The organism is Halalkalicoccus jeotgali B3 (assembly GCF_000196895.1).
GTDB lineage: Archaea > Halobacteriota > Halobacteria > Halobacteriales > Halalkalicoccaceae > Halalkalicoccus > Halalkalicoccus jeotgali.
Map to the genome: position 1 here is coordinate 599,662 of NC_014297.1, position 26,408 is coordinate 626,069.

Here is a 26,408-nt window from a genome sequence, read left to right on the forward strand (position 1 = left end):
AGCTACTCGCCTCCGAGCAGTTTGAGCACCACCGGGCTGGCGATCCGTGTCACGGTGCCGTAGCCGACGTACAGCGTGATCGCCTCCGCGAGGACGACGCCGATGGTACCGACGGCCTGAGCGGAGCCGCCGAGCGTCTCGAGACCGATCATCGTAGCCTCCCAGTAGTTTTCAGTGGTATGTCCACCCCTATCCAATACTGGTGATGGACGGGTGGTGACGAGGTCTGTTGGGACATGATCGATCAGTCGGAGGGGGTTTCAGTAACGGATTCGGCGTCGGTTGAGTGGCGCGAACGCCAGTAGCCTTGCGCGTACGCGCCGAGGAACATCCCGGCGATGGCCCACAGGATCGGGTAGTTGCCGATCCCGACGCTCGCGTAGGCCGCACCCGGACAGATCCCCGAGACGCCCCAGCCCACGCCGAAGATCGATCCACCGACCACGACGTTGCGGTCGAACGACTTTAGCCGGCGCCTGTAGGTCTCCCCAGTCAGGGGCGCACGGTCGAGATGTCGCGTGGCAACCGCGAAGGTGATTCCGGTCACGACGGCCGCCCCACCCATCACGAACAGCAGGCCGAAATCCTCGAACTGGAGGAAATCCAGTACGACCTCGGGTTTGGCCATTCCGCTGATAGCGAGTCCGAACCCGAAGATCAGCCCGCCAAGGTAGATGACCGGGATGAACCACGGGGTTCGGTTAGCAGTACTCATGGTGCTACCCCCAGTGCTTGGACCAACTGTGCGGTTCCGACCGCGAACCCGAGAAACGTCGCAACGTTCACCAGCGAGGTGTTCGAGAGCGAGCCGACACCACAGACGCCGTGGCCGGACGTACAGCCCTTTCCGAGGCGCGTGCCGACACCGACGAGGACACCGCCGCCGAGTAGCCGCCACCACTGGACGTCGGTCGTCCAGACGCCACTTCCCGAGACCAGCACGTAGACGGCCGCGCCACTGACGATACCCGCCGTAAAGACGAGCCGCCAGCCCCGCGAGGTGACGTACTTGAAGCGGTTGAACCGCTCGACCGAGGAGACGTACGACAGCGTCGAGTCGAGGAACGTACTCGCGCCGGCGATGATCCCCGTCGCCAGATAGATGACGGCGGTCCCGAGGCCCACGAGGAGCCCACCGAGAAGGTACGGGAGGACTCCCCGAGGGAACAGGTCACCGAGCGCGAGCAGTGAGACGAACGCGCTCATCTCAGTTCGTTAGCGCCTCCTCGCTGGCCGCGCAGTTGTTCGGGCCGAGTTCGAGCGCGAACGCCGTCTCGTCGTCGGGCGTCTCGTGCCCGAGGTTGGCCGCGATGATCTCCTCGTGGTTGGCGGGCTGTGGGGGCATGTCCGAGACGACGAACTCGACGAACTCCTCTTCGTCCATCGAGAGCGCGTCCATCTGATCGACCAGATCGCCGAGTTCGGCCGTGTAGGTGCCGTCTTGTTGTGGCGTCGCCGCATCACTGAAGTGTGCCGGCGCGATCACGGTGTCCGCAGGCAAGGACAGGACCGTCTCGGAGAGACTCTCGTAGAGCGTCCGCGCGGCCTCTTTTGCTCTCTCCGGGTCCTCAAGGTCCGGTCGGGCGACGCTCTCGGTGAACAGGCCGTCGCCGGTAAACAGCACCTCGCCAATCCGGTAGGCGGTCATTCCGGTGGTGTGGCCGGGCGTGTGGACGACCTCGATCTCGACCTCGCCGACCGCGAGGGTCTCGCCGTCCGCGACGGTTTCGTAGGGCTGGTCGTACTCGATTCCGCGCGCCGCGGCGGGTTCGGGTATCACCGCCGTCGCGTCGGTCTCGCCTGCGAGGGTATGAATCCCCGAGACGTGATCCGCGTGGATGTGCGTATCGAGCGCGTAGACAAGGTCGGCACCGAGCGCCCGGGCGTCCCGGACGTACTCCTCGGTGAACGCCCGCAGTGGGTCGATCACCGTCGCCTCGTCCTCGGAGACGACGAGGTAGGCGAGACAACCACTGGAGGGGCGCCGGTACTGGGCGACCGTCGCATCCACACGAGTATCGAGTTCGGCGTACTCGTAGATGCGCGCCCAGCCGTTCATCCCGCGTTCGAGGTGATCGACATCGTAGCCCTCTTCTCGGAGGTGCTCTGCGACCATCTCGCTAGAGCCACCCTTCGCACACAGGACGGTGATGCGCCGGTCTTTCGGGAGCTCCTTGCGGAGCTCTTCCGGGATCCCGTCGAGCAGTTCGAAGTAGGGGTAGTTCACGCTCTCGACGCCCTCACCATCGATGTGCCATTCCTCGAAGTCGTCCGCCGAACGCACGTCGAGGAGGAAAACGTCCTCACCGCCTTCGAGACGGTCCTTCAGGTTCCCGGGGGTGACCGATTCGATTTCGGCTCCCGTCGAGTGAGTTTCGGTCATCGTCAGTCCCTTCTACAACACTCTCTCCAATAAGACTTCGCATAGTAGTTCTGAGAATGAACAATACTAATATCCTATTCTATAGCGTAACACCGATACAAGGCCTTTATTCCGGATATCAGTCTTGTAGATGTGTACCACGAGCGAAAAACGAACGATATACTTTTACGCATTGGAGCGGTATTGGGGAGTGAAGACAATATCATGAGCGAGTACGAAGCCACTCGAACGCTGGACGTGACAGGACAGAACTGCCCGATGCCGGTCGTCAAGACCAAACAGACCATCGACGACCTCGACGGCGGTGAGGTCCTTGAGGTTCTGGCGACCGACCCCGGCAGCATGAGCGACGTCGCCGGCTGGGCCGAGACGACCGACGGCGTCGAACTCCTCGAACAGGTGGAAGGCGAGGACGTGTTCAGACACTACGTCCGAAAGACCGACCAGTAAGATGAGCACGGAAACGACACCGGCGACGACTGAGGAGGGGCCGACCCGTTCGGAGCTCGAAACACGGGTCGCGGATCTTGAGGAGCGCCTCGCCGACCTAGAGGCCGGACGTGGCGACGGGAAACCGAAGATGTCGATCATCGCCACGAAGGGGACGCTTGACATGGCCTATCCCCCGCTGATCCTTGCCAGCACCGCCGCTGCCTTCGGCTACGAAGTGACCGTGTTTCACACGTTCTGGGGGCTCGACATCCTCCACGAGGAGCGCTCGAAGGAGCTCAAGCTGAGTTCGGTTGGCAACCCCAATATGCCGGTACCGAACGCGATCGGCGCGCTGCCCGGTATGGATCGGGTGACCACGCGGATGATGGCAAAGCGGATCGCGGACAACGACACCGCGACCATCGACGAACTCATCGAAACCTCCCTGGAGATGGGCGTCGAGTTCCAGGCCTGCCAGATGACGATCGATCTGCTGGGCTACGACGAGACGGACTTCTACGACGGGGTCACCGTCGGGGTCGGCGCCGCGACGGCCATTCAGGACATGGCTGACTCGGACATCCAGCTGTTGATCTGACGACCCGATGATCCCACGAGTCCATTCGTATCGATATCGACAGGGATGATTCGGATCCGATACGCGACCCACAGACCGGAGACGATGGGAGACATGATGGCGACCGACCGACGGGGAGAGACACCGAGACGGCGACCGAGTGACCAAACGATCGGTGGACGACACGCGGGTACCGCCCGCGGTCGTCCAGCACGAGATATCCAACGACGATGACACGACCATCAGCGAAGGAGGTCGATTCGGCCGACGCCGACCACCGGGAGATCGGAAAGGGGCTGCTCGAAGAGGAGATGGGACCGAGCTCCGCGATGGCCCACCTCTATCGGGGCGAGATCCATCGCATGAAGTTCTGGCGCGAGCGCCTCGACCGGACCACCAACTGGGCAGTCGTCGTGATCTCGGCGATCCTGACGTGGTCGTTTTCCAGATCCAGTACCCCCCACTACGTTATCCTCCTCGGTATCGCGACGCTCTCGGTGTTTCTGGTCATCGAGGCGCGGCGATACCGGGGGTACGACATCTGGCGAAGCAGGGTCCGGACGCTTCAGGAGAACGTCTTTGCGTACGGCCTCGATCCCGCCGCGGGGGTCGTCGATCCGAACTGGCGCGAGAGGTTGAGTCGGGATTACCGGACGCCGACGCTGAAGATCACCGCTGAGGAGGCCATCGTACACCGGCTTCGGCGGGTGTATCTCCCCCTGTTCGGGGTGTTGGGCGCCGCGTGGGTGGTTCGGATCACCGCCTTCGATTCCGGCGCGTGGACGGACAGTGCAGCAGTCGGCATGATTCCCGGGTGGGCGGTTCTGGTCGTCGTCGCGCTGTTTTACCTCGCGGCGACCGTCGCGGCCGTCCGTCCTCGGACGTGGCATGCGAAGGGCGAACTCAGGTCACAAGACCTTCGGGAGTGACGCCAGAGGAACTGCCGATATCGGTCCGAATCGAGTATGCGGTGGCTACGCTGGGGCCGCGAGCGACGCGGTGGCGTTCCCGGACCCGGACTCGGATTCGGGTTCCATCTCGTAGGTCAACTCGGTCCCCTCCTCGACGGTGACTTCGACGGTCTGGCTTTCATAGCCGTCCGCCCGGAGGTCGCCGTCGTAGGTCCCTTCGTAGGCCTCCTCCGTGCCCGTTCCGTCGGCGCCGGTCCGAACCTGAAGCAGCTGATCGCCGGTGTTCGGGTGACGATCACCCTCCCCCTCGAGGATCGCTCCCTCGATCGGCTCGCCGGTCCGGGCGTCAGTCACTGTCAGCGAGACGTCGTACACCTCAGGGTTCTCCGGGGCGAGCAGGAGGTGACGGGCCACGTTCTCGCCGTCGACTGTCACCTCGGCGGAGTCCGAGTCGCCGTTGGGATCCGTTCCGCTGACCGTGTACTCGCCGTCGATCACGGTGAAGTCGACCCGACCGTTCTCGTCGGTCGTGCGCGTCGTGGTCGCGCCGTCCGAGTGACGTTCGAGCGTGATGTCCACCCCTTCGACCGCGTACGCTTCGCCCGCGTAGACTGTCAACGTGTGTGTTTCCTGCTCCTCGTCGGAGTTCCGGTCAGTGGACTCCTCGTTTGAGGAGTCGTTGCTCGCGTCGTCGTCCGTCCCCGTCTCCGAGCTGTAGTCCGATTCCGTCCCGGTGTCATCCCTGCCGTCCTCGCTTCCGTCGTTCTCGGAGGTGCTATCGGTACTGTCCTCCGACTCATCCGGGGTCGTATCGTCGGGTGAGGATGTCCCGTCTTCCTCCGGGGAATCGTCGCCGTCCGCGTCGGTCGTCTCGGTTTCACTGTCGTTTCGTTCGTCCGTCGCCGAACCGTCCGATCCGTTCGACTCCTGTTGTTCTTCGAGGTTACCGCTATCGTCTCCGGTCGTGTTCGCGTCCGCCGGTCCGTCCGTTCCCCATCCGACACACCCGGTCAGTACCACTGTCACCACGACCAGTCCAATCATCAGCGTCCGTCGATCTATCATAGTTCTGAATGTCTACAAGCTATAATAAAGGTTTGTTTTAATCTCGAAAGATAGAATTAATCCGACGGGAACGGACTACCCCATCTGCTCTCCGAGTGGAGTGGACCGGCGAGTGGGTGCCAGAGCGACGAATCCCGCGCAGAACTCGTGTGTGCCCCTGACGAACGATGCTCTGGCACGTAGCTCATTACTGTCAATTCATAAATACTTCCTGTCGAATCAGCCGCTACCCCTCGTCTCAGGATCCATATCGTCCGAATTCACCCGTAGGCGGGTGAATCTGTCAGAGGCACGCCCGAAGCACCCACACGTCGGCAGGGCGTCTACTGGCTTTCACCAGTAATCTTACTTGTAACCCATACCACAAAAGCATATCTGGATTTCTAGGAGCAAGAATACTATCTTCATACTTATAATAACATGGACGGACCACGCCGCCAGTTCACTCGCGTACGGCCTTCAGGTGGCCGCTTGACTACTGGGACGACGCGTTCTGCTCTGCGATCGCCTGACAGATGACCGTTGCGCGCACTGCGGCCGGTTGCGGTGTCGTCGACGAAGGCGCGACGAGTGATCCGTCCTGGGCCTCCTCGTAGACTAACTCGTGTTCGTCTCGAAGGGACTGTGAGAGTTCGCACAGAGCGTTCTCGTCCATCTCCTCCAGTATACTCTGAATCGATTCCGGAATCGTATAATCCATCGGTGAATGATCAGCAACCATCGAGGCTGTTTCGAGTACCAGTATGATCACCAGTATATATAAGCGGTATCCAATCGGAGTGAAACTGAAACGAGGCTATGGGATACTCGCGGTTCGATGAGAATAGATCGAATTAAGTTCCCGGAGACGCACACGTATCCCGAGGAATACTGCATGGTCTACACATGCACGAACTGTGAGTGGAAATCTGGCGAAAACGCCGGAGACGAGGGACGTACCGCCATCGAACACTACATCGAAACCGGTCACGCGATCGAATCCGAATCAACCGTGACGGAGCGAACGGCACCGGCCACCGACGAAACCCCCTCGGAGTGATCCACTCCGGAATCTCGACGCACTGCTTGGGACCCCTACAAGACGCTGGATCCGTTATGAGCTACTAAAACGACCGATCCCTTTACTCGACTGGACCGAACCCCTCCGGTGGACACCGATGTCGGGTCCCCTGTTCGTATGCGTATGCGACCTCGAAGAGCGTTGGTTCATCGAACGGCCGACAGAGGAACTCCACCCCGACCGGAACGCCTTCCTTCGAAAAACCGCCAGGAACCGTGATCGACGAGAAACCGGTACCGGAACTAAGGAACCCGTTCCGACCGAGCTGGTCGTCACCGATTTCGGCCACGAGCTGCTTCTGATGCGGGAAGAACAACGCGTCGACCGCACCTGCAGCCATACTGTCGTACAGTTCCTCGATGAACCGGTTGCGGCGGTAGAGCCGCTCGAAATACTCGGGTTCGTCCGTCGGAGACTCGATCTCCAATGCGGCTTCTAGACCCGACTCGAGCGAGGGGTCGTATTCGCCTGCCTCGACGAACGCCTCGAGAGTTTCGATCGGCGCACCGTCGCCGAGACTATCGAGGTAGTCGTTGAACTGCGCTTGCTGTTCGTAGCTTCCGACGTGGAAGGAGTCGATCAATGCATCCACATCGACCTCCGCGTCGATCTCGATCGTCGTTGCGCCCAACGTCTCGAGATCGACGACTGCCTCCTCTGCGACCTCAACTACGGGTTCGGATTCGGGACCGCTAGCGAACACGCTCCGAAGAACGCCGATCCGTGTGTCTTTCAGTCCATCCGGATTCAGATAGTCGGTGTAGCTTTCGGGAATATATTCGGCGCCCTGTGCTGTCGACGGATCTTCGGGGTCGTAGCCGGCGATGACGTCGAGTATTCGTGCGGCATCGGCGACCGACTGTGTAATCGGGCCAACCATGTCCTGGGTGAGCGCAACTGGAATCGTTCCTTCGCGGCTCACAAGTCCCATGCTCGGACGCAAGCCGACCAGATTGCAGGCCGATGCGGGCGACCGGATCGAGTTCACCGTGTCGGTTCCGAACCCGATGGGGGCCATATTCGTTGCCAGCGCTGCTCCGGTTCCTCCGCTCGATCCACCCGGTGTGCGATCCAGCGCGTAGGGATTCCGTGTCTGTCCTCCTAGCGAACTCACGGTAGTGCCCCCGCCGGCCAGTTCGTGCAGATTCGCTTTCGCGATAATGATCGCGCCCACCGTACGCATCTGCTCGACAACGAACGCATCGTCCGGCGCCATCGAGTCCTCGAGCGTCACCGCCCCACCGGTCGTCGGCATGTCCGCGGTATTCTGGTTGTCCTTCAGGATCGTCGGAATTCCGTGAAGCGGTCCGACGAATTCTCCAGCCGCGAGTTTGGCATCGAGTTCGTCGGCCCGATCGAGCGCGTTCGGATTGACGGTCAGGATCGCGTTCAACTCCTCGTTATAGGCGTCGATCCGCTCGAGGTACTGCTTGACGACCTCACGGATCGTGACGTGCTCGTTGATGAGTGCCGCATGGATGTCCGCAACGGTCGCCTCGATCACGTCGAACGACCCGTTCCGGGACCTCTCCGTTGCAACCGCCGGTGTGGAGAGTGCCCCCGCGATACTAGCTACCCCGACGGCTTTCAACACCGTCCGCCGTCCGATATTGTCTTTGTCCCCCATATTACCCTTCATTTCATCAGCCAGGTCCTCTGACATCGTTTATCTGACTTGACGGGGATATCTTAAACATAATCCTAATACTCGGCGGTATAGTATATGTAAATTCATCATATGTGGGTAAACATGGTCAAACGTCGATAATAGAAAGATGATCGGAACGCTTGGGAACCTTCTATTTAATCAAACGGGAACAACTGATGCCTCTATGGGATCACCAGCGGCGATTCATACTTGTCGTATATCACCATTATAGGGGACCTCCGGCTGTGATCTCTCAGTAGTTGTAGATTTTCACCGGAAAACGAACTCCGCGGAGTCCCACCGGCACTCGGGGAGTGATCCAGCGAGTGCTCGTACGGTCGTCCCGATTCTCGCATCGTTGTAGGGACGGCCCGTCTATCCCCGTCCGGACTCCGATGAGCGTGAGGGCCGTTGGAATGGCACATCGGTCCGTCTTCCGGGACAAGGAGTTTGTACGCCTACATCCTGAATCCCGTATGGAGCCGGACCTGCCCCGCCATCGGCGCCCGTCCGCCGCGACACTCGGTCGGTGGCTCGGGATCGCTCTCCTCGTCGTGTTCGCCGTCCTGTTGCTCCCGCTGCCCGAATCGCCGTTTTTCCTCGGAGCCGTTATCGCCGTCGGGTTCTGGGTCCTTCAACGGCTCTACGGCCGCCGCTGATCGGGCCTCCCGGCGTGGCGACGGTTCGAGGGTATTTCGAGCAGTACCTAGTGAAGATCCATGCGTTCGAACCGTGCGTAGCCGACTGCCAGCGGGATGACTACCCACAGGGCGAGCACAACGAGGCCGACCCAGTTTTGCAGGTAGAACGCGTCGGATTCGGGAAATAGCGTGAGCGCGTGGAACTCGGGGACGAGCGCTCTGGCGGCGTATCCCGACGCCGTCGCCGGGTTGAGCAGCCCGACGAACTGGATCCACTCTGGCAGTCCGCTCTCGGGGAGTTCCTGTCCGACGGACGCGAACTGCAGCAGTACCAAGAAGACGTCCCAGAACAGCAAGAACAGCATGTAGAGACCGATCGCGATCGCGAATGCGGTTTTTCTGGATTTCATGAACGCCGACGCTCCGATGCCGATCGCGACGTACACCGCCCCGTAGAGCAGCGTCAAGAGCGTATAGAGGCCGAATATGCCGGGCGAGAACGAGTCGGCGGTGATCATCGAAACACCGCCGGCGGTGGCATACCCCGCCAGTATCGCGACGACGATCACGGCGGTTCTGCCGAGGAACTTCCCGGCGACCACATCACCTCGGGGTGGGGCAGTCCCAACAGGAACTTGAGGCTGCCACGCTCTCGCTCCCCGACGATGGCGTTGTAGCCGAGCCCGAGCCCGATCAGGGGGACGAAAAACACCGCCGACTGCTGCATGCTGTTCATCAATGCCAGCGTATCCCTCGGGAGATCACTCCCCACGTATACGTTGGGAACGTGCTGAATGGCGGCGAGAAAGCCGGCCCATAGAACGAATGCCAGGGTCGTCACGAGCAGTGCGTTCGAGCGAACTGTATCGAGGAACTCCTTTTTCGAGACGACGAGCAGGCTCAACCGTAGTTCACCTTCGAGTGGAATTTTCCGAGATGTGATATAAAAATATCCCCCGCAGATCTTCGCGAGGCCGACCCCGACGGCTGTTCGCGGTCCGTTCCGAACTCTCTCTGGGAGGCCTTCAATCGACGTTTTTCGACGGAACCGGTCTCGGTGGCTCAGCGTCCGTCCCGGGCGTAGGCCTCGAACTCCCGTCCGAACAGCAGGAAGTAGCCGGTGCCGGCGACCCCGATCAGGGCCGCGACGGTGAAGGCGACCTCGGGGCTGACGAAGTCCCACAGATACCCCCCGATGGCGGCACTCGGGATCACGACCGTGTTGCGAAGCAGGTAGTACGTCCCCGTGACCCGCCCGCCGGCCCCCTGTTCGGCCGGGCCGACGATCAGCGCCTTGTGCGAGGGCAGGCCGGCAAAGCGCAGGCCGGAGAACGCGAAGACGACGACCAGCGCAAGCGCGTTCGGGGGCGTGTTGATGAGGACGACCGGGAAGACTGCGTAGACGGCGAACCCGACCGCGACGATCGGTTTCAGCCCGACGCACTCGGCGAGTTTGGCCGCGGGGGCCATGCTCACGAGCGCGACCAGCATCTCGACACCCAGCAGGTACCCGAAGAAGGCCTGCGGCGAGAGGCTCACATCGTAGGCGATCCCCCCGATCGAGACCGTCGTCTCGAGTCCGACCGCAAGAAACTGAGTGACCACGAGGACGAAAAAGACGTACACCATGCCGTTTGCGAACCGGACGATCGTATCGCCGATCAGGAGGGGTCGAAGCGGCGCGGGCATTTCCGCGAGATCCCGCCGGATCCGTTCGAGACCCCCAAACGAGCCGCCGATCGAGTCCTCGCTCGCGTCATACAGCAGGTGCTGAATGACGGTTCCGACGATCCCGAAGACGACCGCCACGGCCAGTACGTACCGAAAGCTCAGCGTGAACTGCGGGTGCAGGCCGATGAGGAGTGCGGCGAGCACTGGTCCGACGAGAAAGGCCGTTCGGCGGAACGTCTCAGTGCTGGCGAAGCCGGCCGCCAGTCGGGACGGGTCGGTCGCCTGCTTGACGACCGCGAACGTCGCGCCGAGTCCGAACGACTTCCAAGCTTGTGCGAGTACCAGTCCGACGAAGATCCACACCCACGGTTCGATCGTCACGCCGGCGAGCGCGACCGTACCGAGGGTCGGCGCGGTTAACCAGACGACAAAGCCGACCGTCGAGATCAACCCAAAGACGGTCAGGGCGTACCGGGACCCGATCCGGTCCGAGACGGCCCCACCAGGATAGGGATAGACGGCCGAGATGACGTTGCCGAACGTGCCGAACAGCCCGATGACGAATCCGCTTGCCCCCAGTGCGACCATGTACTCCGGGAGGAATCGACTGGTCATCTGAAAGCCCAGGCTAAAAGCGAACATCGCGAGCGAGACCACCAGCACGTCCCGTTCCAGTGCGAAGAACCGCCGGAACGTCCCCAGCGGTCCCGCCGTCTCCCCGTCGGCCGTAGCTCGGTTTCGATTCATCGATAGCGGTTTGGTACGCGAGCAGTCCGTTGCGGTTCGGTTCGTATCATGGGGTGTGCGTCTATCCGTGTTTCTATCGTCTCGCGTTACGGCGCGAGGAAGTACCACGCCATCCCGAGAGCGCCGCCGCCGACAATGAGGGGGGCGGCGTGGACGCCGCGGTGGAACAGCCCGAACGTCGCGACGGCGAGGGCGACGGTAAACGGATCGACGAACGATTCGGTCGCGAGCGTCACCGTCGCCCCTAGGATCGCCCCGACGACGGCGGCGTTGACGCCGATCAGGGCCGTCCGAACGCCCTCGTTTTCCCGGACCCTAGCGAAGTAGGGGAACAACCCCAGGATGAACGCAAAGGAGGGGCCGAACGCGCCGACGGTCGCGACCAGCGCGCCGAGGACGGCAATCGGGACCGCCCCGCCGGAGACGTCAAGCATGAGTTTGTAGCCGACGAAGGCGGTCGTCATCACGACGGGGCCGGGCGAGAGCTGCCCGATGGCGATCCCGTCGACGAATTCCCGTGCGCTCAGCCAGCCGAACTCGCCGACGACGTACAGTTCGATGAACGGGATCAATACGAGCCCGCCGCCGTAAATGAACGCCCCAGTGTAGACCATGAACGCGAACAGCTGGATCCACGGGTTCGACCACAGCGCGAGTACCACCCCCCACACCGGGCTCGCCTCCAATGCAGCGCGGGCCGACGGGCCGAGCAGGTCGAACGCGCGCTTTCGAAGCGCGTAGACGAGCCCCGCGATCCCCCCGACAAGTGCCCACAGCGACGCTTGCCGTCGGTTCTCGCGCACCCACGCCGACCGGTAGACGAGGACCGCGAAGACGCCGGCGAAGAGGAACTGAACGACCGGGTTCGCTCCCAGCGCCGTCGCGACGACCGCCGCCGCCAGCACAGCGAGGAGGAGGCCGTCGACGGACCACTCCTCGCCGAGGACGCTGAACGCGACGTGTTCGCGACCGTCCGCAAGGGCACGTCGGGCCATCGACCAGGCCGCACCCGCGATCAGTCCGATGACCACCGGGTTGATGCCGTAAAACAGCGCCTGGACTTCCGGCACTTGCTGGTAGGCGAAGTACAGCCACGAGAAGGAAACGACGATGAGGAACGTCGGGAGCATGAAACAGAAGCCGGCGACGAGGGCACCGGGCGTGCCCGCGCGGAGCCAGCCCATGACGATTCCCAGCTGTGTCGAGGCGGGGCCGGGAAGCATGTTACAGATCGCCAGCCCCTCCATGAAGACCGCCTCGTCGCTCCATTCCTTACTGTCCTCGCCCACGAGGTCGTCCTCCATCATCGCGATGTGGACCAGCGGCCCGCCGAAGCCGACGACCCCGATGAACAGGAAATAGCGTGCGATCTCGAGCAGTTTCGAACGGGTCGGCTTGCCACCGTACGAGTCGACGCCGGTGTGGTCGGTCGTCGCACCCCTCATTCAGCACCTCCAGCCGATGTGAGGATCGGTAGCGACCCCGATGGTCAAGCGCTCCCGTCGGGAAACGGGCCCATGCTGGTACCTACACATCATGAGGACGGATCGTACTCCGACGATAAATAGATCCGACCGCTCGACGAGAGGCGACGGCCACACTCGAAAACCCTCCGGATCCGGGACGGTGTCCCGCGACCCGACCATTGGCTCGATTCCGGCCTCCGCGAATACGTCGGGCGCTCGTTCGTGAGTCGAGCCGCGGGTTTATTGTCTCCGCCGTATATCTCCAGTACGATCACCACGATGGATCCGCCGGATTCGGAGGCTTCGCCGGAGACTCACGAGACGGCTCCCTGTTTGGCCTGTGGTCGGGAGACCCCGGTTCCCGACGAGGTACACAGCCCCGTCTGCTATCGACCGCTGTGCCCGGCGTGTCGGGACTCTGGGGAGTCGCGGACCGAGGGTCGAACGGACGGCGCCACCCAGGAGGACTGAGGGTGTGATTCCATCGAGCTACCGCTGGGCCGGTCCAATCAAGAACCCATAACTGCCCCATCCCCCGAAAACAACCGATGACGCAGTCCGAGTCCTGTGACGACGACCCACAAACCACCCAGGAGCAGATCCTCCAGGCGACCTATCGGGCGCTCCATCGGTACGGCTACGCCGGGCTGACGATCCAGCGGATCGCCGACTTCACCGACGTCAGTAAGTCCTCGATCTACTACCACCACGAGGACAAGGACGAACTCCTGCTCGCGTTTCTCGAACGAGTGCTGCGGGACGTCCAGGCGGGGTTCGAGATCGAACCCGAACACGACCCGGTCGCCGATCTGGAGCGCTTTCTCGAGCGGATCTTCGCATCGATCGATCCCGAGCCGGCGACCGAAGCCCTCCCGATCGGCGCCTACGTCGAGATCCGCTCACAGGCCGTCTCGAACGCGGCCTATCGTGAGCGGGTCACGGACATCGATGACGCGCTCGAATCGCAGTTCCGATCGCTCCTTCAACAGGGGGTCGAGCAGGGCGTCGTCAAAGACGTCGACGTCGGGCAGGTCAGCGAGTACCTCCTGACGACGATCGTCGGTACGCTAGAACGGTATGCGACGACCGACGAGTTCGCGGTCGAGGTGGTACGGGCGGAGCTCGAACGGTATCTCGAACACCGCGTTATCGCGTGACCTCCCGGTGATATCACAGCGCCCGCGTCTGATCGGGCCGGGACAGCGTTCGTCGGGTCCGGTCGGCGGGTACTTACGTACTGATCGGTTAGTTAGTAGGAGAGTGACAGCAGAATGACCGCGATACGAGTAACGGACCTCACGAAGACGGTCGGGTGCGTCACCGCAGTCGACGGGATTTCCTTTACCGTCGAAGACGGGGAACTGTTCGGGCTCCTCGGTCCCAACGGAGCAGGCAAATCGACGCTCATCAACATGCTCGTCACACTCTTGCGCCCGACTTCCGGGACGGCGACGGTCAACGGTCACGATATCATCGAGGAGACCGGCGCCGTCCGCAACAGTCTCGGTATCGTCTTTCAGGAACCGGCACTCGACGAGGAACTCACCGGCGAGGAGAACCTCGCGTTTCACTCGCGACTGTACGGCCAATCCAAAACCGTCCGCCAACAGCGCATCGACGAGATCCTCGATCTCGTCGGGTTGAGCGAGCAACGCGACGATCCGGTCGGCACGTATTCGGGCGGGATGAAGCGTCGTCTGGAGATCGGCCGCGGACTGTTACACGAACCGGCCGTACTCTTTCTCGACGAGCCGACGGTCGGACTGGACGCGCGTACCCGCCGGGACACGTGGGAGTACATCCAGCGGATGAACGAGGAGACGGACGTGTCGGTCGTCCTGACGACCCACTACATCGAAGAGGCCGAACAACTCTGTGACCGCGTCGCCATCGTCGACGAGGGACGGATCGTCGCCATCGATTCCCCGACCGCGCTCACGGCCTCGCTTGGCGGCGACGTCGTGGCTATCGACGTCGAGGGGCGGGTCGCGGCGCTCGCTACTCGTCTGGACGCCTGTCCGTGGGTAAGTAGGTACACGACGACGGACACCGGAGTTCGCGTCACTGTCGAGCGCGGGGAGACACGAATCGCGGACCTCGTACGACTGGCCGACGATGCTGACGTAGCGATCACGTCCGTCGATAGCCACACGCCGAACCTCGAAACCGTCTTCCTCTCGCTCACCGGGGCGACGCTCACGGAGCGCGAAGCCGATACGCCGGCGAGTGACGGGAGGAGGCCACGGGACGTGCCGGTCGATCCTGCCGAAACCCCCGCTCGGGCTAACACGGGGGACGGCGAATGAAACTCGTCGACCCACAGAGCATCTACGCCCTCTGGCTGCGCGACGTCAAGCGATTCCTCCGTACGCCCTCCCGCATCGTCGGCTCGATCGCGATGCCGCTGTTGTTCCTCGTCTTTCTCGGGTTCGGCTTTAGCGGCGCTGCGATTCCCGGGCTCCCCGAGGGTGTCGATTATCTCCAGTATCTCGTGCCCGGGATGGTTGGCTTTACGATGCTGTTCGGGGCGTCCTTTGCCGGGATGTCGATCCTCTCGGACCAGGACGTCGGCTTCCTCAAGGAGATCCTCGTCGCCCCGGTCAGCCGGACGTCGATCGTCCTCGGCCGGATCGCCGGGGGCTCAACGACAGCGCTCGTTCAAGCCGTGCTCATCCTGCTGGTCTCGATCCCGCTCGGCTTCCGTCTCGTAAACCCGCTGTTGGCCCCGCTGGCGGCCGTTTTCCTCGTGCTGATCGCCATCACGTTCGTCGGGTTCGGGGTCGCGCTTGCCTCCCAGTTCAGCGACAGCGAGGGGTTCGGCCTGATCATCCAGTTCGTCATCTTCCCACTGTTTTTCCTCTCGGGTGCCATCTATCCCGTCAAGGGACTCCCGAGCGCGGTCCGCCTCCTCGCGTATATCAACCCCTTGACGTACGGCGTCGACGGGCTGCGAGCGGTCCTCGTGGGTACGTCTGCGTATCCACTCGCCGTCGACCTCGGGGCGCTCGTGGTTTCGTCGGTGGTGATGGTCGCCGTCGGAACGTACCTCTTCGAACGCGTCGAAGCGACCTGAGACGAGCTACTGGTCGCTGTTCGCCAACTCCATCGATCTCGAGTGTGCTGCATCGTTCCGGTCGCCAGCCGTGAGCTGATCCCTACCACGGCAGCCGCTCTGGAACCGCTTAGTCCGTTTCGTTCCCGCCGGTCCCCATCCGGGTTTCATTTCCGGTTCCAGTCCCTTCGACGACCTCCGCACCGGCCGAAATCGTAAAGCTGGTCGCCTCCGCACCGGCTTCATCCCCAACGACGACATAGAACTGCCACCTGTTGCCCGGACGCAGATCATCGATGTCCTCGGTAGACGCATCGACGAACGCATCGATGACGGTATCGTCGTTGTAGAGTGTCACTGTGACTTCGATGTCGTCGAGACGATTGTCGCTGACGTTTTCGACGACTCCCAATACGCCTACATCGTCACCCGTCGAATACGCGTTGAACGACGGGATTTCCAAGTACTCCGGCGTTTCTTCGATCTCCCCGCTGACCTCTTCCGACGGCCAGTCCGTTTCGTTCGTATCACCATCCGAGCTACTACCGGAACCGCCGATACAACCGGCGACGGCGATGCTGGCGACGGTTGCTCCCGTGGTCGTGAGGAGCGCTCGTCGATCGAGCTCTTTCACGACTCGTGTATGTGCCTGGAGGCGAAAAAATCCATCCGTCTCTGCGACCCTACGTTTACTCATCCAGTCGGATTCCTATGGGGGCGCTGGTCTCCCGATATCGATCTGCGCAACCGATGAAGACGCCGCGACGGGAGGCTTGCGGTCGGCGAGCGTGTCGAGGTTCCGCGTCGTACTCCCTTGAGCTAGCACGCTTCTCGCTACGGTTATGCCGTTACGAAACCATAATTATTGTACACACTATGACTCCACAAACCCTCACTACTGAGAACCACGAGATCGCAGAGCGCGTCTTTACCGACCTCCTCGACGGCCACGATCTCGCGCTCATCCCCGACCTGTACGCAGCGGATTGTGCCCTCTACGGGATGACCGGGCCCGAACCCATCGACCGCGAGGAGTACGAAACCTTCCTCTCGATGTACTTCGAGGCGTTTCCGGACCTCTCGTTCGAGATCGAGGAGACGATCAGCGACGGCGACCGCGTCGGCGTCCGATGGACCTCGCGCGGGACCCATACCGGCGAGCTGATGGACCTCCCCGTGACCGGTAAGCCGGTCACCGTTACGGGGCTCTCGTTCATCCACATCGACGGCGGAATGATTACGGCGGTGTACAACAACCACGACCGGCTGGGACTGCTCGAACAGCTCGGTGCCATCCCCGATTCGCCCCGCAAGATGGTGGGGTTCGTACTCGGTCAACTCCGAGGCCGGCTCGCTCGCCGCTGAGCCCACCGGCGAGCGAGCGGGTCTCAGCCCGAGGGGGTGTCTTTCGTCACCACGCGCTGCTGGCCGCCTTTCGGTCGTCCGAACGAACGTCTTTTCTCGAACGACGGATCGTGCTTCTAGTCCCCGTCGAGACACCGCCCGTCCGCTCGTATGGTTTGAGTGTGACCTACGAAACCGCATCCCCTTACCGGGAGTATTATATGACATGATAGATAAGCCGCCACTCGGACGTTCATACGAGACATGATATCACACAACGAAATTGGACGACGAGAATACATTACCGCAGCCGGAGCCCTCGGGATGAGCGGACTGGCCGGCTGTGCCGGCGAACTCGGTGGCGGCGAGGAAGAAGAGGACTTCCCGACTCAGGACATCGAGATGATCTGTCCGTGGGCGGCCGGCGGTGGTACTGACCTGACCGGTCGCCGGCTCGCGGAACTCGGCCAAGACCCGCTCGGTACTTCGCTGTACGTCACCAACCAGACCGGCGGCAGCGGCAGTGCCGGCTTCAACGCGATCGCGAACGCTGAGGCCGACGGGTACACCGTCGGCATCACCACCGTCGAGATCTGTACGATCTCGCATCTCGGAATCGCGGACGTCACCCCCGAGGACCTCGACGCGGTCATCCAATACAACTTCGATCCGGCCACCCTCACCGTTCCCGGGGACGCCCCCTACAGCACCCTCGAAGAGTTCGTCACATACGCCGAGGAGAATCCCGGTGAGATCCGGGTTTCGAACTCCGGAACCGGGGCGATCTGGCACCTCTCTGCGGCAGGTTTCGCCCAAGAGGCCGGTATCGAACTCAGCCACGTCGGCTACGACGGCGGGTCGCCCGCGACCCAGGCCGTCGTCAGCGGCGAGGTCGAAGCAACGGCGGCGAGCGCACCGGAGGTCGCCGGCCAAGTCCAGGACGGTCCCCTTGAGATCCTCGCCGTGTTCGGCGAGGAGCGCCTCGATATGTTCCCCGAAGTGCCGACGCTTCAGGAGTCGGGCTATGACTTTACCATGGGTGCGTGGCGCGGACTGACGGTCCCGCAAGGGACCGACGAAGAGCGGATCAGCACCCTCGAGGAGGGCTTTACGAGCGTCTATGAGTCCGAGGACTTCCAGTCGTTCATGGAAGAACAGGGCTTCGGGCTCGTCTACCGCGACGCCGAGGAGTTCGGCCAGTTCATGGAGTCGGAGTACGAGCGCTTCGGCGGGATTATCGACGAACTCGGACTGGCACAATCGGGCTGATCGGTGAGCATGGTCTATCGTGTGTTCCGATCGGACGTCATCGCTGCCGGACTCCTGTTCGTGCTCTCGGCGGCCGTTTTCGTCGTCAGCGCCGACTTCCCGGCCGGCCGTGGCGGCGATCCCGGAGCGGCGCTTTTCCCTCGACTCATCACGGGGACGATCGCGGTACTGGCGCTCGGGTTGCTCGTCAAAGATCTCACCGCAAGCGAGCGATCCGCCCACGAGATCGATCCGACCGTCGTCCGCCGACTCGCGGTCGTCGTCGCGTTCCCGACGATCTACATCTTCGCCATGCCGATACTCGGGTTCCCCCTGACGACGGTGGCCTTTCTGGCGGGGCTCATGTGGTACTCCGGAGCGCGATCGGTCCCGGTCGTTCTCGGGAGTTCCATCGGCGTTATGCTCGTTCTGTACTACCTCTTCGGGGTCCTCTTTCAGGTCCCGCTTCCGGAGGGACTCGTTCCGATCGATGCGGTGTTACCGTCGATCGTCGTGGGGCTGATCTGACGTGCCGCCCCTCCTCGACTTCTTCGCTCAGGGTGCCGCGCTCGTTTTCGAACCACTCGCGCTCGTATTGATCGTCATCGGCGTGGTGATCGGGCTTACGATGGGCTCGCTGCCCGGGATGACGGCGACCATGACTGTCGCCGTGCTTGTCTCGTTTACCTTCGGGATGGAGCCCGTCGAGGGGATGATGCTGCTCTTGGGGATCTACGGTGGCGCTCTCTATGCGGGCTCGATCCCGGCGATCCTCATCCGAACGCCGGGGACGCCGAGTGCCGCCGCGACGGTCTTCGACGGCTTCCCGCTGGCTCAGCAGGGAAAAGCCGGTCGAGCGATCGGAATCGCGACCGTCGCCTCGTTCGTCGGTGGCGTCATCAGCGTCGCCGTTCTCGCGATACTCGCACCGCAGATCGCGAACGTCGCACTCGCGTTCCGGTCGCCCGAGAACTTCGCGATCGCCGTCTTCGGATTGACGATCATCGCCAGCATCAGTGGCGACTCCATCATCAAGGGGCTGATCTCGGGGCTGTTGGGTATGTTCCTCGCCACCGTCGGACTCGACCCGAACCTCGGCTTTCCCCGGTTCTCGTTCGGAATCGACGTGCTCACCGCCGGTATCGAGTTCATCGCCGTGATGATCGGGCTGTTCGGTATCGCCGAAGGGCTCACCCGGTATCGTGCCGGGATCGACACCGGCCACGCCGAACAGGACCTCTCTGCGGTCCGGCCGACCCGCGGGGACCTCAAGAACATCGGCAACGTCACCTTCGGGTCGGGTGTGGTCGGCGCGTTTATCGGCGCTATTCCCGGCGCAGGCGGGGACATCGCGTCGTTCGTTACGTACAACGAGGCCAAACGCTGGTGTAGTAATGCGGTCCCAGAGTTCGGCGAGGGCAACGTCCTCGGCGTCGCCGCCGCAGAATCGGGCAACAACGCGAGTACGGGCGGGGCGCTTATTCCAACGCTCACCCTGGGGATTCCCGGCGACTCGGTCACGGCGATCCTCATCGGGGCGTTACTGGTCCACGGTATTCGACCGGGTCCCGGCCTCTTCGAGAGCGAACCCGGCTTGGTCTATGCGATCTTCATCGGGTTCTTCCTCGTGTACGTCGTTATCCTCGTACTCGGACTGCTCGGCGCGCGCTACTGGGCTCGGCTGATCGACTTCCCGTCGATGTATCTCTGGCCCGTGATCTTCATCCTCTGTATCATCGGGTCGATCGCCCTGCGGGGCAATCTGCTCGATGCGTGGGTGATGCTCGGTGCTGGCGTACTCGGCTACTTCATGCGCATGGACGATTACCCGCTGGCACCGATGGTGCTGGGACTCATCCTCGGACCGATCGCCGAGTCGAACCTCAGGCGGTCGCTGCAGGTTTCCGGCGGCTCGCTGGACATCATCTACACCAGTCCGATCGCGATGACGATCCTTCTGTTCAGCGTGGTCTCGTTGTTCCTGCCGTTCGTTCGCCAGGGAATACGGCAATATCAGAGCTGAACGACGAGTTATCCCGTTTTCTCCGGCTCGTGGGCGTTCTTTCTGCTACGAGATGCTTCCGAGGAGGCGTCGTTAGAAATCCTCCCCAAGGGCCTGTGGGTCGACGTCGAAGCCCTCCTCAAAGGTGGATTTAGGGATCTTGCCGTGGATCCCTTTGTTGATGTCGACGACCTGTGAGACGTTGAAATCAACGGCGAGGCTACAGTAGCGATAGGCCTCCGTGGGGGACATTCCTTTCTGGTGGACCAGCACGGAGATCGCCTCCTCAATCGCCTGCTCCATCGCGTCGTCGAGGTCCTCGTTGATTCCCATGATGTAGACGTCGTCGTCGGTCTCCGCGACGGGCCAGTCCATCTGGGCGGCGTCCTTGTGGACGGTGAACTTCAGCGTCCCCGTAAGCGACGTTTCGAGCGCCGTGAGATCTACCTCGCCGTTTCCTTGGAGTGCATGGCCATCGCCAGTGAAGAACAGGGCACCGGGGCGGAAGACCGGGAAATAGAGTGTCGTCCCGACACCCGTTCCCTGAATGTCGATATTACCGCCAAACGGTCCCGGAGGTACGGAGTTTACCCGGCCGGTCGTCAGCGTCGGGCCGACAGCCATGATACCAAGGAACGGCTCCAGGGGTATCTCGATGCCCTCCGAGAGCAGTGCGACCCCCCGTTCCAGATCGAACTCGATTACCTTGCTATCGTTCCACGTAAACTCCGACGGCAATCCACCCTTCCCCTGCCGGAACGTGTTGGCGCCGTAGGGCACACGGAACTCGAGGTCGAGCACTTCGACCTCCAGTACGTCGCCCGGTTCGGCGTCCTCGATATAGACCGGCCCGGTAACCACGTGCGGGCCGGCACCGTCGTGTGGCACTTCGTCGTGAACCCTGACCTGGTCCTTCAAGATCTCCGACTCCGGAATACCGTTGTTCGTAAAGAACTCCTCAGGACCGGGCTGGTCCTCTAGAATGCCCTCGTGCGAAATGGTCTCGATCTCGACCGTCGATCCGGATGGAACCGTCTCAACTGGTTCTTTCGTCGGGTCAATCGCTCCCCAGACCACGTTCTCCGGCGTCGATTCGACGCGGTACGATTCGTCTGCCGATCCACTTTCGCTTGAATCCGCCGATTCGTCGTGTTCTCCCTCGTGTGAGAACGCAACTCCCGTGCCAAGGCTCGCAATTCCTACCGATCCGATTGACTTCATCAGCAATCTCCGATCCATTGTAGACATATAGGCCTCAAACGATTTGTAAATAAACTTCCGCATAGAGACAACAATTGCGAATATGGTGGGGAAATATTCGTACTATTGAGGCACCTTCGAACGAATGACTGCCATAGTCTCGGTTTAAATCCACACTTTCAACACGAATTTACTCCAATCCCCTGTACGCAGTTTCTTTTCCTGTTGCACAACTGAACAGCCAGCGGTTTCTGAGTATGAGGCGGGAACGCCGGCGCTTCGACTCGCAATCTTTGACCGATCGTATCAAGCATTCTCGTTCTCCGAGCTGTACACGCTACGAGCGCCTTCGATAACCGTCGATGCGGGCAGTAGGACGTCCTTGATAGAGTAAGTAAATCCGGCCCAGCTATTACGGTCCATCGACCAATACTTGCATAGATGAGGCCCGATCCGATCGCGATCACCCGTTTCGGGGCGTTGGGACAGATCGGGACGATCGCTCTCGCAGTGATATTCTGGTCTCTCGGACTGACTGGTGGGGTCTACGCGACGTGTATCGCGTATCTCGTCGTCACGATAGCGGGTATCGTCGGCATAGCCAGAACCGAGTCGACTATCGTCGGTCCCCTCGTGTACCCGTTCGTCCTCCCGGGTCTCGTCCCGCTCTACTACTTCGCGACTCGCTGAGCGATCCCGCGGCCGGCCGGTTCGTGGTCCGTTCTCTCTTACTCGTCCATTTCGTCGGCGAGTTCACGGGCCGTTTTTCGCACCGCCCGGTCGCTCTCGAGGGAGACGTCCCATCCCAGTCCCGTGAGTTTCTCGATCGAGAGGCGCATCTTAGGCACGTCGCCGGTCCAGCCGCGCTCACCACCCGTGTACTCGTAGTCGGGATCCAGCCCGAGTTCGTCGCTGACGATGTCGGCGATCCGATTGACCGAGGTCGTCGTCCGCGTACCGAGGTTGAACGTGTTGACCGGGCGCTCGGTGTGCTCGATGACGTGTTCCATCGCGTCCAGACAGTCCTCGATGTACATGTAGGACTTCTCCTGGCGGCCGTTACCGAGGATCGTCAGCGTCTCGGGGTTCGCCCGAAGTTTCTCAACGAAGTCGGGGATCACCGCCCCTCGGAGGTGCGGGCCGACGATGTTCGCGAACCGAAAGGTCCACACTCGCATTCCGTGGGTGTGGGCGTACGTCGAGAGCAGGCTCTCGTCGGCGATCTTGCTCGCCGCGTAGACGCTGATCGGTTCAAGGGGGGCATAGTCCTCGGGTGTGGGACGCGGGGCCTCCCCGTAGACCGTCGAGGAGGAGGTGAAAGCGATCTCGGAGACGTCGGCGGCGTCCATCGCCTCGAGGACGTTGTACGTCATCGCGGAGTTGTCCTCGAACTGCCCGCGTGGGTTCTCATCGTTGACCGATTTGCGTGCGGCGAGGTGGAACACGCCGTCGATATCGCTATCGATCGCCTCGCTTGCGACGTCGCTGTCGGTGAGGTCGCCCTCGATCAGTTCCGCCCCGTCGGGAACAGTTGAGGGGTCGCTGTTGGCGAAGTTGTCGACGACGACGACGTCGTTTCCGGCGTCGAGGAGTCGCTCGGTCAGGTGGGTACCGATGAACCCGGCACCACCCGTTACGAGGAGACGACTCTCGGTCACGTCCATACCCGCCTATCTCACATTCGTCGTATTGATGTTTCGGTCGATGGGAGGTCCTGGAATGCCTCTCGTCCCGTACTGAACGGCGCTACGGCGCTCGAAACACCCGGATAGTGTCCCGCGACGTCGGCTCGCGGATCAGCTGGGCGAGCCCCGCCGTCGAGAAGACCCGCTTCCAGTCGCGGTGATAGAGCGGGAACTCGTCGTCGACGTAGCTGACGGGCGTCTCCTCGCGACCGCGTGTCGGACCGTTGCCCTCGTTTTCGGCCGTCACGAGCAGATCGCTCGTGATGCGGGCGAACTCCTCGAAAACCCACTCGTCATCGGGATGGACGTGCTGGAGGGTCTCGACCGAGTAGACGACGTCGAACGCGTCGTCGTCGAACTCCGGGACGAGCTCCTCGATGGCACCGGTATGGAAGGTTCCTCCCTCCGAGAGTCGCGGGTAGTGCTCGGCCATCACCGAGAACGCCTCGTCGTTGATATCGATTCCGGTGAGGTTCCCGAAGCCGTGCTCGTGCAGGTGGGCCAGATGGCGGCCCGAGCCACACCCGACCTCGAGGATCGCGGCCGAATCGTCGACGTAGTGGGTGAGCACGTCGACGAGCGTCTCGCTGACTTCGTTGGGGCCGATCCGGGCGTAGTACGCCGGCGAGAACTTCCCGGAGCGTTCGGCCCAGTCCTGACGGACGTCGTCCGGGCGCATACCTCGCTACACGTGCGTGGGCAGTATATACTGTGCGAAACGGCGACCGGTCCTGCGATTCGCCCGACGGAAGACACCCGTCGTCGATCCCTGCTCTGATACGGATCCGAATGTTCGAATTCGAGCCTATAATATAGATGATCGTTCGAAAGATACGAGATAACTAGGATAATCAAATGGAATACTGAGTATTATAGACCAAAGTACTATATAGAGGGGTGGTGTAGTGTGGTATAACATGTCTCAATCCAATACCGGATGCGGGCGGATCGTTTCGGGACACGTTCCCAAACGAGCCAACCGCCGTCGCTGGTACGTTCTACGATACCTCGGCGCCTGTACGTATCCCGCTTCCGTCGGCGAACTCGGGGATCACGTCGCCCCGCGGGTCGGTGCCGACTCGGAAACCGTCGCGGAGGCGCTCCGGGAACGGGACCTCTCCACGCTGGCCGACTGTAGTGCCATCGAGTACGACGCCGACTCCGGGCTGGCGTGTCTCTCCGACCGTTACGACTCGTACGGGGAGTGTGCCCGCCGCGCGCTCACCGCTGGTGTCGTCTCCCATCATCAACCGCCGCGTCTCGATTGGCTCCCGATCGAAGAACCCGACCTCGGCGACGTCGCACTATCGGGCGTCCGGTAGGAAAACTGATCGCCGAACCCGAACCCAATCCGTGTTCATCTCCTCCGGACGCCGCGAGTGGGGACTGGCCGACCATCGTCTCAGTCGTTGCTCACCGCCTCCCCACTGGTGTCTCCGATACCGATCCCCGAACCGGTGAGGTCGCTCTCGCGCCACGTCCCGCGCTTGAACCAGCAGTAGGCGACCAGTCCGCCGATGGCGTTCGAGATCGGAAACGATATCCAGAGGCCGAGCGCCCCGAACGTCCCCGCGGCGATCCACGCGACCGGCAGGCGAACGACCCCAAGCGTCAGGATCGAGATGGCCGCGGCGACCAGCGTATCGCCCGCGCCCCGGAACCCCCCGGTGTAAGCGCGCATCACGCCGATGAAGCCGAACGACAGCGCCGCGACGCGCAGGAACGTCGCGCTGTGTTCGATCACCGCCGGGTCGTTAGTGAAGATCGCGGCCACTGGCCGTGCGGCGATCATGATGAGCAGTCCGAGGACTGTCAGGATCGCGAGCATCGAGCGGGCCCCAAAGTGGTTCGTCTCGGCGGCCCGATCCTGCCTGCCGGCGCCGATGTTCTGGCCGGTCATCGTCTCGATCCCCTGGGAGACCGCAAGCGCCGGCAGGAAGATGACCGAGAAGATCCGCGTGCCGATCCCGTAGGCAGCGACGACCGACTCGGGAAACGCCGCGATGACGAACAACAGCAGGTTGATCGACAGCGCGCGGGCGGTCCCCTCGATCGAGGCAGGCACGCCGATATCGATCACCTTTCGAGCGAACGAGAGGTCGGGCGCCATCTGGCGCAGTCTGATCCGGACCCCGCGATCGCCCCGCAGCATGATCGCGAGGCCGACGGCGAAGGCAAGCGCCCGCGAGAACACCGTCGCGACGGCCGCCCCCTCGATGCCCGAGCCGGCGAACCCACTCAGTCCGAACAGCCACGCTTCGAGCCCGCCAAGACCCAGCCACGCGAACAGCGGGTTGTTCTCGAAGCCGAAGATCAACAGCGGGTCGAGCACGATGTTGATGAGGACCGAGCCGGCCATCACGTACATCGGCGTGATCGTATCCCCGTAGCCCCGCATCAGCGACATGAAGACGGCAAAGCCGAAGACGAACAGCAGGCCGACGGCGTACACCCGCATGTACTCGACGACCAGCGGCGCGATGTCGGGGCTCACACCAAGCAGCACCAACGCCTCGTCGACGAAGACGGAGCCGACCACCCCCAGCACGACCGAGGCGATGGCTGCGTAGGCGACCGTCTGGGAGGCGGCGTACGCCGCCTCCCGCTCTCGCCCGGCACCGGTGTACTGGGCCACGAGGACGCTCCCGGCCACCGAGAGCCCGAGCGCAAGCGAGATCATCAGAAACACCATCGGGAACGCGAAGCTGATCGCGGCCAGTGCGCTCGTGCTGTGCTGGCCGAGCCAGAACGTGTCCGCGAGGTTGTAGGCGGTCTGAAACAGGTTCATCACGACGATCGGCAACGAGAGGTAAAACAGCGGCTTGCCGATCCCGCCCGAGGTCAGATCGAACTCGTCGGAACTCTTGAACAGGGCATTGATGGCTCGCCGAACGCCCATCACCACTCCACCCCGAGAGAGCCTGATCGGTCGGTATGTCGTTCGTGATCCCGCCCGCTCGCCTCCTCGCGTCCGCTCTCGTAGCTGTCCCCTCTCGACGGCGTCGGGCGCAGACCTCGCCTGCCCGCCCCGTTCCTTCTCGGACGATTCCGCTGCCCGCTCGCGTCGAGATCCCGGTAGAACACGGCCGCGATATCCGCCAGTCGTTCGTCGCTCGTCTCGGTCATTGCTGTGCTTACTAACTAGTCAGTCAAAAGCATTCTGATCGGGGTACTGTGACGCATACACGCGCGATATTGCGGCTATAGCCCGAATAAGACCTCGATAGTCGGGTGCCGCTATCTAACGAACGAGTCAAAACCGTTAACCGGGTTGCA

Annotated in this window: 29 protein-coding genes and 1 pseudogene; 14 read left to right on the forward strand and 16 right to left on the reverse strand. The window is 62.2% G+C overall.

Going from position 1 to position 26,408, the window contains the following annotated elements; all coding sequences use genetic code 11:
- Positions 1 to 2: 2 nt before the first annotated feature.
- The 4 genes from HACJB3_RS20085 to HACJB3_RS02870 form a co-directional block, all read right to left on the reverse strand.
- Entirely contained in the window at positions 3 to 152 is a 150-nt protein-coding gene (locus HACJB3_RS20085; protein ID WP_008418138.1) for a DUF7512 family protein, read from the reverse strand.
- A gap of 92 nt (positions 153 to 244) precedes the next feature.
- Positions 245 to 715 (reverse strand): YeeE/YedE family protein, encoded by a 471-nt coding sequence (locus tag HACJB3_RS02860; RefSeq protein ID WP_008418137.1) that lies wholly within the window; start codon positions 713 to 715, stop codon positions 245 to 247.
- Entirely contained in the window at positions 712 to 1,206 is a 495-nt protein-coding gene (locus HACJB3_RS02865) for a YeeE/YedE family protein (RefSeq protein WP_008418136.1), read from the reverse strand. The genes HACJB3_RS02860 and HACJB3_RS02865 overlap by 4 nt, the downstream gene beginning before the upstream one ends.
- A gap of 1 nt (position 1,207) precedes the next feature.
- Positions 1,208 to 2,383: an MBL fold metallo-hydrolase gene (locus HACJB3_RS02870; protein ID WP_008418135.1), complete on the reverse strand. Its 1,176-nt coding sequence runs from the start codon at positions 2,381 to 2,383 to the stop codon at positions 1,208 to 1,210.
- Positions 2,384 to 2,587: 204 nt separating this feature from the next.
- Here HACJB3_RS02870 and HACJB3_RS02875 point away from each other — a divergent pair, with 204 nt between their 5' ends.
- From HACJB3_RS02875 to HACJB3_RS02885, 3 genes are all read left to right on the forward strand, one after another.
- The gene (locus HACJB3_RS02875) at positions 2,588 to 2,833 is read left to right on the forward strand and encodes a sulfurtransferase TusA family protein (protein WP_008418134.1); all 246 of its coding nucleotides are present in this window, start codon (positions 2,588 to 2,590) and stop codon (positions 2,831 to 2,833) included.
- A 1-nt stretch (position 2,834) separates the two neighbouring features.
- The gene (locus tag HACJB3_RS02880) at positions 2,835 to 3,413 is read left to right on the forward strand and encodes a DsrE/DsrF/DrsH-like family protein (RefSeq protein ID WP_008418133.1); all 579 of its coding nucleotides are present in this window, start codon (positions 2,835 to 2,837) and stop codon (positions 3,411 to 3,413) included.
- Between the two features lie 209 nt (positions 3,414 to 3,622).
- Positions 3,623 to 4,321, forward strand: a complete 699-nt coding sequence (locus HACJB3_RS02885) for a DUF2270 domain-containing protein (RefSeq protein WP_008418132.1) — start codon at positions 3,623 to 3,625, stop codon at positions 4,319 to 4,321.
- A 45-nt stretch (positions 4,322 to 4,366) separates the two neighbouring features.
- Here the strand turns inward: HACJB3_RS02885 and HACJB3_RS02890 are convergent, their stop codons facing one another.
- Positions 4,367 to 5,368: a hypothetical protein gene (locus HACJB3_RS02890; protein WP_013199366.1), complete on the reverse strand. Its 1,002-nt coding sequence runs from the start codon at positions 5,366 to 5,368 to the stop codon at positions 4,367 to 4,369.
- Between the two features lie 475 nt (positions 5,369 to 5,843).
- Positions 5,844 to 6,023: a hypothetical protein gene (locus HACJB3_RS02895; protein WP_238532809.1), complete on the reverse strand. Its 180-nt coding sequence runs from the start codon at positions 6,021 to 6,023 to the stop codon at positions 5,844 to 5,846.
- Between the two features lie 219 nt (positions 6,024 to 6,242).
- Between HACJB3_RS02895 and HACJB3_RS20090 the strand changes: the two genes are divergently transcribed.
- Positions 6,243 to 6,407: a hypothetical protein gene (locus tag HACJB3_RS20090; protein ID WP_008418128.1), complete on the forward strand. Its 165-nt coding sequence runs from the start codon at positions 6,243 to 6,245 to the stop codon at positions 6,405 to 6,407.
- Between the two features lie 82 nt (positions 6,408 to 6,489).
- Here the strand turns inward: HACJB3_RS20090 and HACJB3_RS02900 are convergent, their stop codons facing one another.
- Positions 6,490 to 8,091 (reverse strand): amidase, encoded by a 1,602-nt coding sequence (locus HACJB3_RS02900; protein WP_238532810.1) that lies wholly within the window; start codon positions 8,089 to 8,091, stop codon positions 6,490 to 6,492.
- Positions 8,092 to 8,552: 461 nt separating this feature from the next.
- Between HACJB3_RS02900 and HACJB3_RS02905 the strand changes: the two genes are divergently transcribed.
- The gene (locus tag HACJB3_RS02905; protein ID WP_008418124.1) at positions 8,553 to 8,735 is read left to right on the forward strand and encodes a hypothetical protein; all 183 of its coding nucleotides are present in this window, start codon (positions 8,553 to 8,555) and stop codon (positions 8,733 to 8,735) included.
- Positions 8,736 to 8,782: 47 nt separating this feature from the next.
- On the opposite strand, the pseudogene HACJB3_RS02910 reads toward HACJB3_RS02905, so the two are convergent.
- The 3 genes and pseudogenes from HACJB3_RS02910 to chrA form a co-directional block, all read right to left on the reverse strand.
- Positions 8,783 to 9,558: pseudogene (locus HACJB3_RS02910) on the reverse strand (ABC transporter permease).
- A 221-nt stretch (positions 9,559 to 9,779) separates the two neighbouring features.
- Entirely contained in the window at positions 9,780 to 11,135 is a 1,356-nt protein-coding gene (locus HACJB3_RS02920) for an MFS transporter (protein ID WP_008418119.1), read from the reverse strand.
- Positions 11,136 to 11,221: 86 nt separating this feature from the next.
- Entirely contained in the window at positions 11,222 to 12,580 is a 1,359-nt protein-coding gene (chrA, locus tag HACJB3_RS02925; protein ID WP_008418118.1) for a chromate efflux transporter, read from the reverse strand.
- Positions 12,581 to 13,149: 569 nt separating this feature from the next.
- Here chrA and HACJB3_RS02935 point away from each other — a divergent pair.
- The 3 genes from HACJB3_RS02935 to HACJB3_RS02945 all read left to right on the forward strand — a co-directional run bounded on the left by HACJB3_RS02935 (position 13,150) and on the right by HACJB3_RS02945 (position 15,674).
- Positions 13,150 to 13,758 (forward strand): TetR/AcrR family transcriptional regulator, encoded by a 609-nt coding sequence (locus HACJB3_RS02935; protein WP_008418115.1) that lies wholly within the window; start codon positions 13,150 to 13,152, stop codon positions 13,756 to 13,758.
- A 114-nt stretch (positions 13,759 to 13,872) separates the two neighbouring features.
- Positions 13,873 to 14,907 (forward strand): daunorubicin resistance protein DrrA family ABC transporter ATP-binding protein, encoded by a 1,035-nt coding sequence (locus HACJB3_RS02940; RefSeq protein ID WP_008418114.1) that lies wholly within the window; start codon positions 13,873 to 13,875, stop codon positions 14,905 to 14,907.
- On the forward strand, positions 14,904 to 15,674 hold the full coding sequence (locus tag HACJB3_RS02945) for an ABC transporter permease (RefSeq protein WP_008418113.1): 771 nt from the start codon (positions 14,904 to 14,906) through the stop codon (positions 15,672 to 15,674). The genes HACJB3_RS02940 and HACJB3_RS02945 overlap by 4 nt, the downstream gene beginning before the upstream one ends.
- A gap of 109 nt (positions 15,675 to 15,783) precedes the next feature.
- Here the strand turns inward: HACJB3_RS02945 and HACJB3_RS02950 are convergent, their stop codons facing one another.
- A complete protein-coding gene (locus HACJB3_RS02950; protein WP_008418112.1) occupies positions 15,784 to 16,287 on the reverse strand; it encodes an FxLYD domain-containing protein in 504 nt (167 codons plus the stop codon).
- Positions 16,288 to 16,529: 242 nt separating this feature from the next.
- On the opposite strand from HACJB3_RS02950, the gene HACJB3_RS02955 reads away from it, so the two are divergent.
- From HACJB3_RS02955 to HACJB3_RS02970, 4 genes are all read left to right on the forward strand, one after another.
- Positions 16,530 to 17,018: an ester cyclase gene (locus HACJB3_RS02955; protein ID WP_008418111.1), complete on the forward strand. Its 489-nt coding sequence runs from the start codon at positions 16,530 to 16,532 to the stop codon at positions 17,016 to 17,018.
- Between the two features lie 303 nt (positions 17,019 to 17,321).
- Positions 17,322 to 18,266, forward strand: coding sequence for a Bug family tripartite tricarboxylate transporter substrate binding protein (locus tag HACJB3_RS02960; RefSeq protein WP_008418110.1), 945 nt, complete (start codon positions 17,322 to 17,324; stop codon positions 18,264 to 18,266).
- A gap of 21 nt (positions 18,267 to 18,287) precedes the next feature.
- Complete coding sequence (locus tag HACJB3_RS02965; protein WP_238532811.1) at positions 18,288 to 18,773, forward strand: tripartite tricarboxylate transporter TctB family protein; 486 nt, start codon at positions 18,288 to 18,290, stop codon at positions 18,771 to 18,773.
- A gap of 1 nt (position 18,774) precedes the next feature.
- A complete protein-coding gene (locus HACJB3_RS02970; RefSeq protein WP_008418108.1) occupies positions 18,775 to 20,268 on the forward strand; it encodes a tripartite tricarboxylate transporter permease in 1,494 nt (497 codons plus the stop codon).
- Positions 20,269 to 20,340: 72 nt separating this feature from the next.
- On the opposite strand, the gene HACJB3_RS02975 is transcribed toward HACJB3_RS02970, so the two are convergent.
- Positions 20,341 to 21,468, reverse strand: a complete 1,128-nt coding sequence (locus HACJB3_RS02975) for an acetamidase/formamidase family protein (RefSeq protein ID WP_008418107.1) — start codon at positions 21,466 to 21,468, stop codon at positions 20,341 to 20,343.
- Positions 21,469 to 21,888: 420 nt separating this feature from the next.
- On the opposite strand from HACJB3_RS02975, the gene HACJB3_RS02980 reads away from it, so the two are divergent.
- The gene (locus HACJB3_RS02980; RefSeq protein WP_008418105.1) at positions 21,889 to 22,137 is read left to right on the forward strand and encodes a hypothetical protein; all 249 of its coding nucleotides are present in this window, start codon (positions 21,889 to 21,891) and stop codon (positions 22,135 to 22,137) included.
- Between the two features lie 38 nt (positions 22,138 to 22,175).
- Here HACJB3_RS02980 and HACJB3_RS02985 read toward each other — a convergent pair whose 3' ends face one another.
- Both HACJB3_RS02985 and HACJB3_RS02990 read right to left on the reverse strand, forming a co-directional pair.
- Positions 22,176 to 23,111: an NAD-dependent epimerase/dehydratase family protein gene (locus HACJB3_RS02985; RefSeq protein ID WP_008418103.1), complete on the reverse strand. Its 936-nt coding sequence runs from the start codon at positions 23,109 to 23,111 to the stop codon at positions 22,176 to 22,178.
- A gap of 82 nt (positions 23,112 to 23,193) precedes the next feature.
- The gene (locus tag HACJB3_RS02990) at positions 23,194 to 23,811 is read right to left on the reverse strand and encodes a class I SAM-dependent methyltransferase (protein ID WP_008418102.1); all 618 of its coding nucleotides are present in this window, start codon (positions 23,809 to 23,811) and stop codon (positions 23,194 to 23,196) included.
- A gap of 238 nt (positions 23,812 to 24,049) precedes the next feature.
- Between HACJB3_RS02990 and HACJB3_RS02995 the strand changes: the two genes are divergently transcribed.
- A complete protein-coding gene (locus tag HACJB3_RS02995) occupies positions 24,050 to 24,454 on the forward strand; it encodes a DUF7344 domain-containing protein (protein ID WP_008418101.1) in 405 nt (134 codons plus the stop codon).
- Between the two features lie 80 nt (positions 24,455 to 24,534).
- Here the strand turns inward: HACJB3_RS02995 and HACJB3_RS03000 are convergent, their stop codons facing one another.
- Positions 24,535 to 26,031, reverse strand: a complete 1,497-nt coding sequence (locus HACJB3_RS03000) for an MATE family efflux transporter (protein ID WP_008418100.1) — start codon at positions 26,029 to 26,031, stop codon at positions 24,535 to 24,537.
- A complete protein-coding gene (locus HACJB3_RS03005; RefSeq protein ID WP_008418098.1) occupies positions 26,031 to 26,258 on the reverse strand; it encodes a hypothetical protein in 228 nt (75 codons plus the stop codon). Before HACJB3_RS03005 ends, HACJB3_RS03000 begins: the two co-directional genes overlap by 1 nt.
- Positions 26,259 to 26,408: the final 150 nt, after the last annotated feature.

Excerpts from the sequence above, each read along its gene's own strand:
- HACJB3_RS02985 (WP_008418103.1), bottom strand. The coding sequence starts at position 23,111 with ATGGACGTGACCGAGAGTCGTCTCCTCGTAACGGGTGGTGCCGGGTTC.
- HACJB3_RS02920 (WP_008418119.1), bottom strand. The coding sequence starts at position 11,135 with ATGAATCGAAACCGAGCTACGGCCGACGGGGAGACGGCGGGACCGCTG.
- HACJB3_RS02905 (WP_008418124.1), top strand. The coding sequence starts at position 8,553 with ATGGAGCCGGACCTGCCCCGCCATCGGCGCCCGTCCGCCGCGACACTC.
- HACJB3_RS02865 (WP_008418136.1), bottom strand. The coding sequence starts at position 1,206 with ATGAGCGCGTTCGTCTCACTGCTCGCGCTCGGTGACCTGTTCCCTCGG.
- HACJB3_RS02875 (WP_008418134.1), top strand. The coding sequence starts at position 2,588 with ATGAGCGAGTACGAAGCCACTCGAACGCTGGACGTGACAGGACAGAAC.
- chrA (WP_008418118.1), bottom strand. The coding sequence starts at position 12,580 with ATGAGGGGTGCGACGACCGACCACACCGGCGTCGACTCGTACGGTGGC.
- HACJB3_RS02945 (WP_008418113.1), top strand. The coding sequence starts at position 14,904 with ATGAAACTCGTCGACCCACAGAGCATCTACGCCCTCTGGCTGCGCGAC.
- HACJB3_RS02900 (WP_238532810.1), bottom strand. The coding sequence starts at position 8,091 with ATGTCAGAGGACCTGGCTGATGAAATGAAGGGTAATATGGGGGACAAA.
- HACJB3_RS02995 (WP_008418101.1), top strand. The coding sequence starts at position 24,050 with ATGTCTCAATCCAATACCGGATGCGGGCGGATCGTTTCGGGACACGTT.
- HACJB3_RS20090 (WP_008418128.1), top strand. The coding sequence starts at position 6,243 with ATGGTCTACACATGCACGAACTGTGAGTGGAAATCTGGCGAAAACGCC.
- HACJB3_RS02890 (WP_013199366.1), bottom strand. The coding sequence starts at position 5,368 with ATGATAGATCGACGGACGCTGATGATTGGACTGGTCGTGGTGACAGTG.
- HACJB3_RS02935 (WP_008418115.1), top strand. The coding sequence starts at position 13,150 with ATGACGCAGTCCGAGTCCTGTGACGACGACCCACAAACCACCCAGGAG.
- HACJB3_RS02895 (WP_238532809.1), bottom strand. The coding sequence starts at position 6,023 with ATGGACGAGAACGCTCTGTGCGAACTCTCACAGTCCCTTCGAGACGAA.
- HACJB3_RS02955 (WP_008418111.1), top strand. The coding sequence starts at position 16,530 with ATGACTCCACAAACCCTCACTACTGAGAACCACGAGATCGCAGAGCGC.
- HACJB3_RS02990 (WP_008418102.1), bottom strand. The coding sequence starts at position 23,811 with ATGCGCCCGGACGACGTCCGTCAGGACTGGGCCGAACGCTCCGGGAAG.
- HACJB3_RS02940 (WP_008418114.1), top strand. The coding sequence starts at position 13,873 with ATGACCGCGATACGAGTAACGGACCTCACGAAGACGGTCGGGTGCGTC.
- HACJB3_RS02860 (WP_008418137.1), bottom strand. The coding sequence starts at position 715 with ATGAGTACTGCTAACCGAACCCCGTGGTTCATCCCGGTCATCTACCTT.
- HACJB3_RS20085 (WP_008418138.1), bottom strand. The coding sequence starts at position 152 with ATGATCGGTCTCGAGACGCTCGGCGGCTCCGCTCAGGCCGTCGGTACC.
- HACJB3_RS03000 (WP_008418100.1), bottom strand. The coding sequence starts at position 26,031 with ATGGGCGTTCGGCGAGCCATCAATGCCCTGTTCAAGAGTTCCGACGAG.
- HACJB3_RS02870 (WP_008418135.1), bottom strand. The coding sequence starts at position 2,383 with ATGACCGAAACTCACTCGACGGGAGCCGAAATCGAATCGGTCACCCCC.
- HACJB3_RS02885 (WP_008418132.1), top strand. The coding sequence starts at position 3,623 with ATGACACGACCATCAGCGAAGGAGGTCGATTCGGCCGACGCCGACCAC.
- HACJB3_RS02980 (WP_008418105.1), top strand. The coding sequence starts at position 21,889 with ATGAGGCCCGATCCGATCGCGATCACCCGTTTCGGGGCGTTGGGACAG.
- HACJB3_RS02960 (WP_008418110.1), top strand. The coding sequence starts at position 17,322 with ATGAGCGGACTGGCCGGCTGTGCCGGCGAACTCGGTGGCGGCGAGGAA.
- HACJB3_RS03005 (WP_008418098.1), bottom strand. The coding sequence starts at position 26,258 with ATGACCGAGACGAGCGACGAACGACTGGCGGATATCGCGGCCGTGTTC.
- HACJB3_RS02975 (WP_008418107.1), bottom strand. The coding sequence starts at position 21,468 with ATGAAGTCAATCGGATCGGTAGGAATTGCGAGCCTTGGCACGGGAGTT.
- HACJB3_RS02880 (WP_008418133.1), top strand. The coding sequence starts at position 2,835 with ATGAGCACGGAAACGACACCGGCGACGACTGAGGAGGGGCCGACCCGT.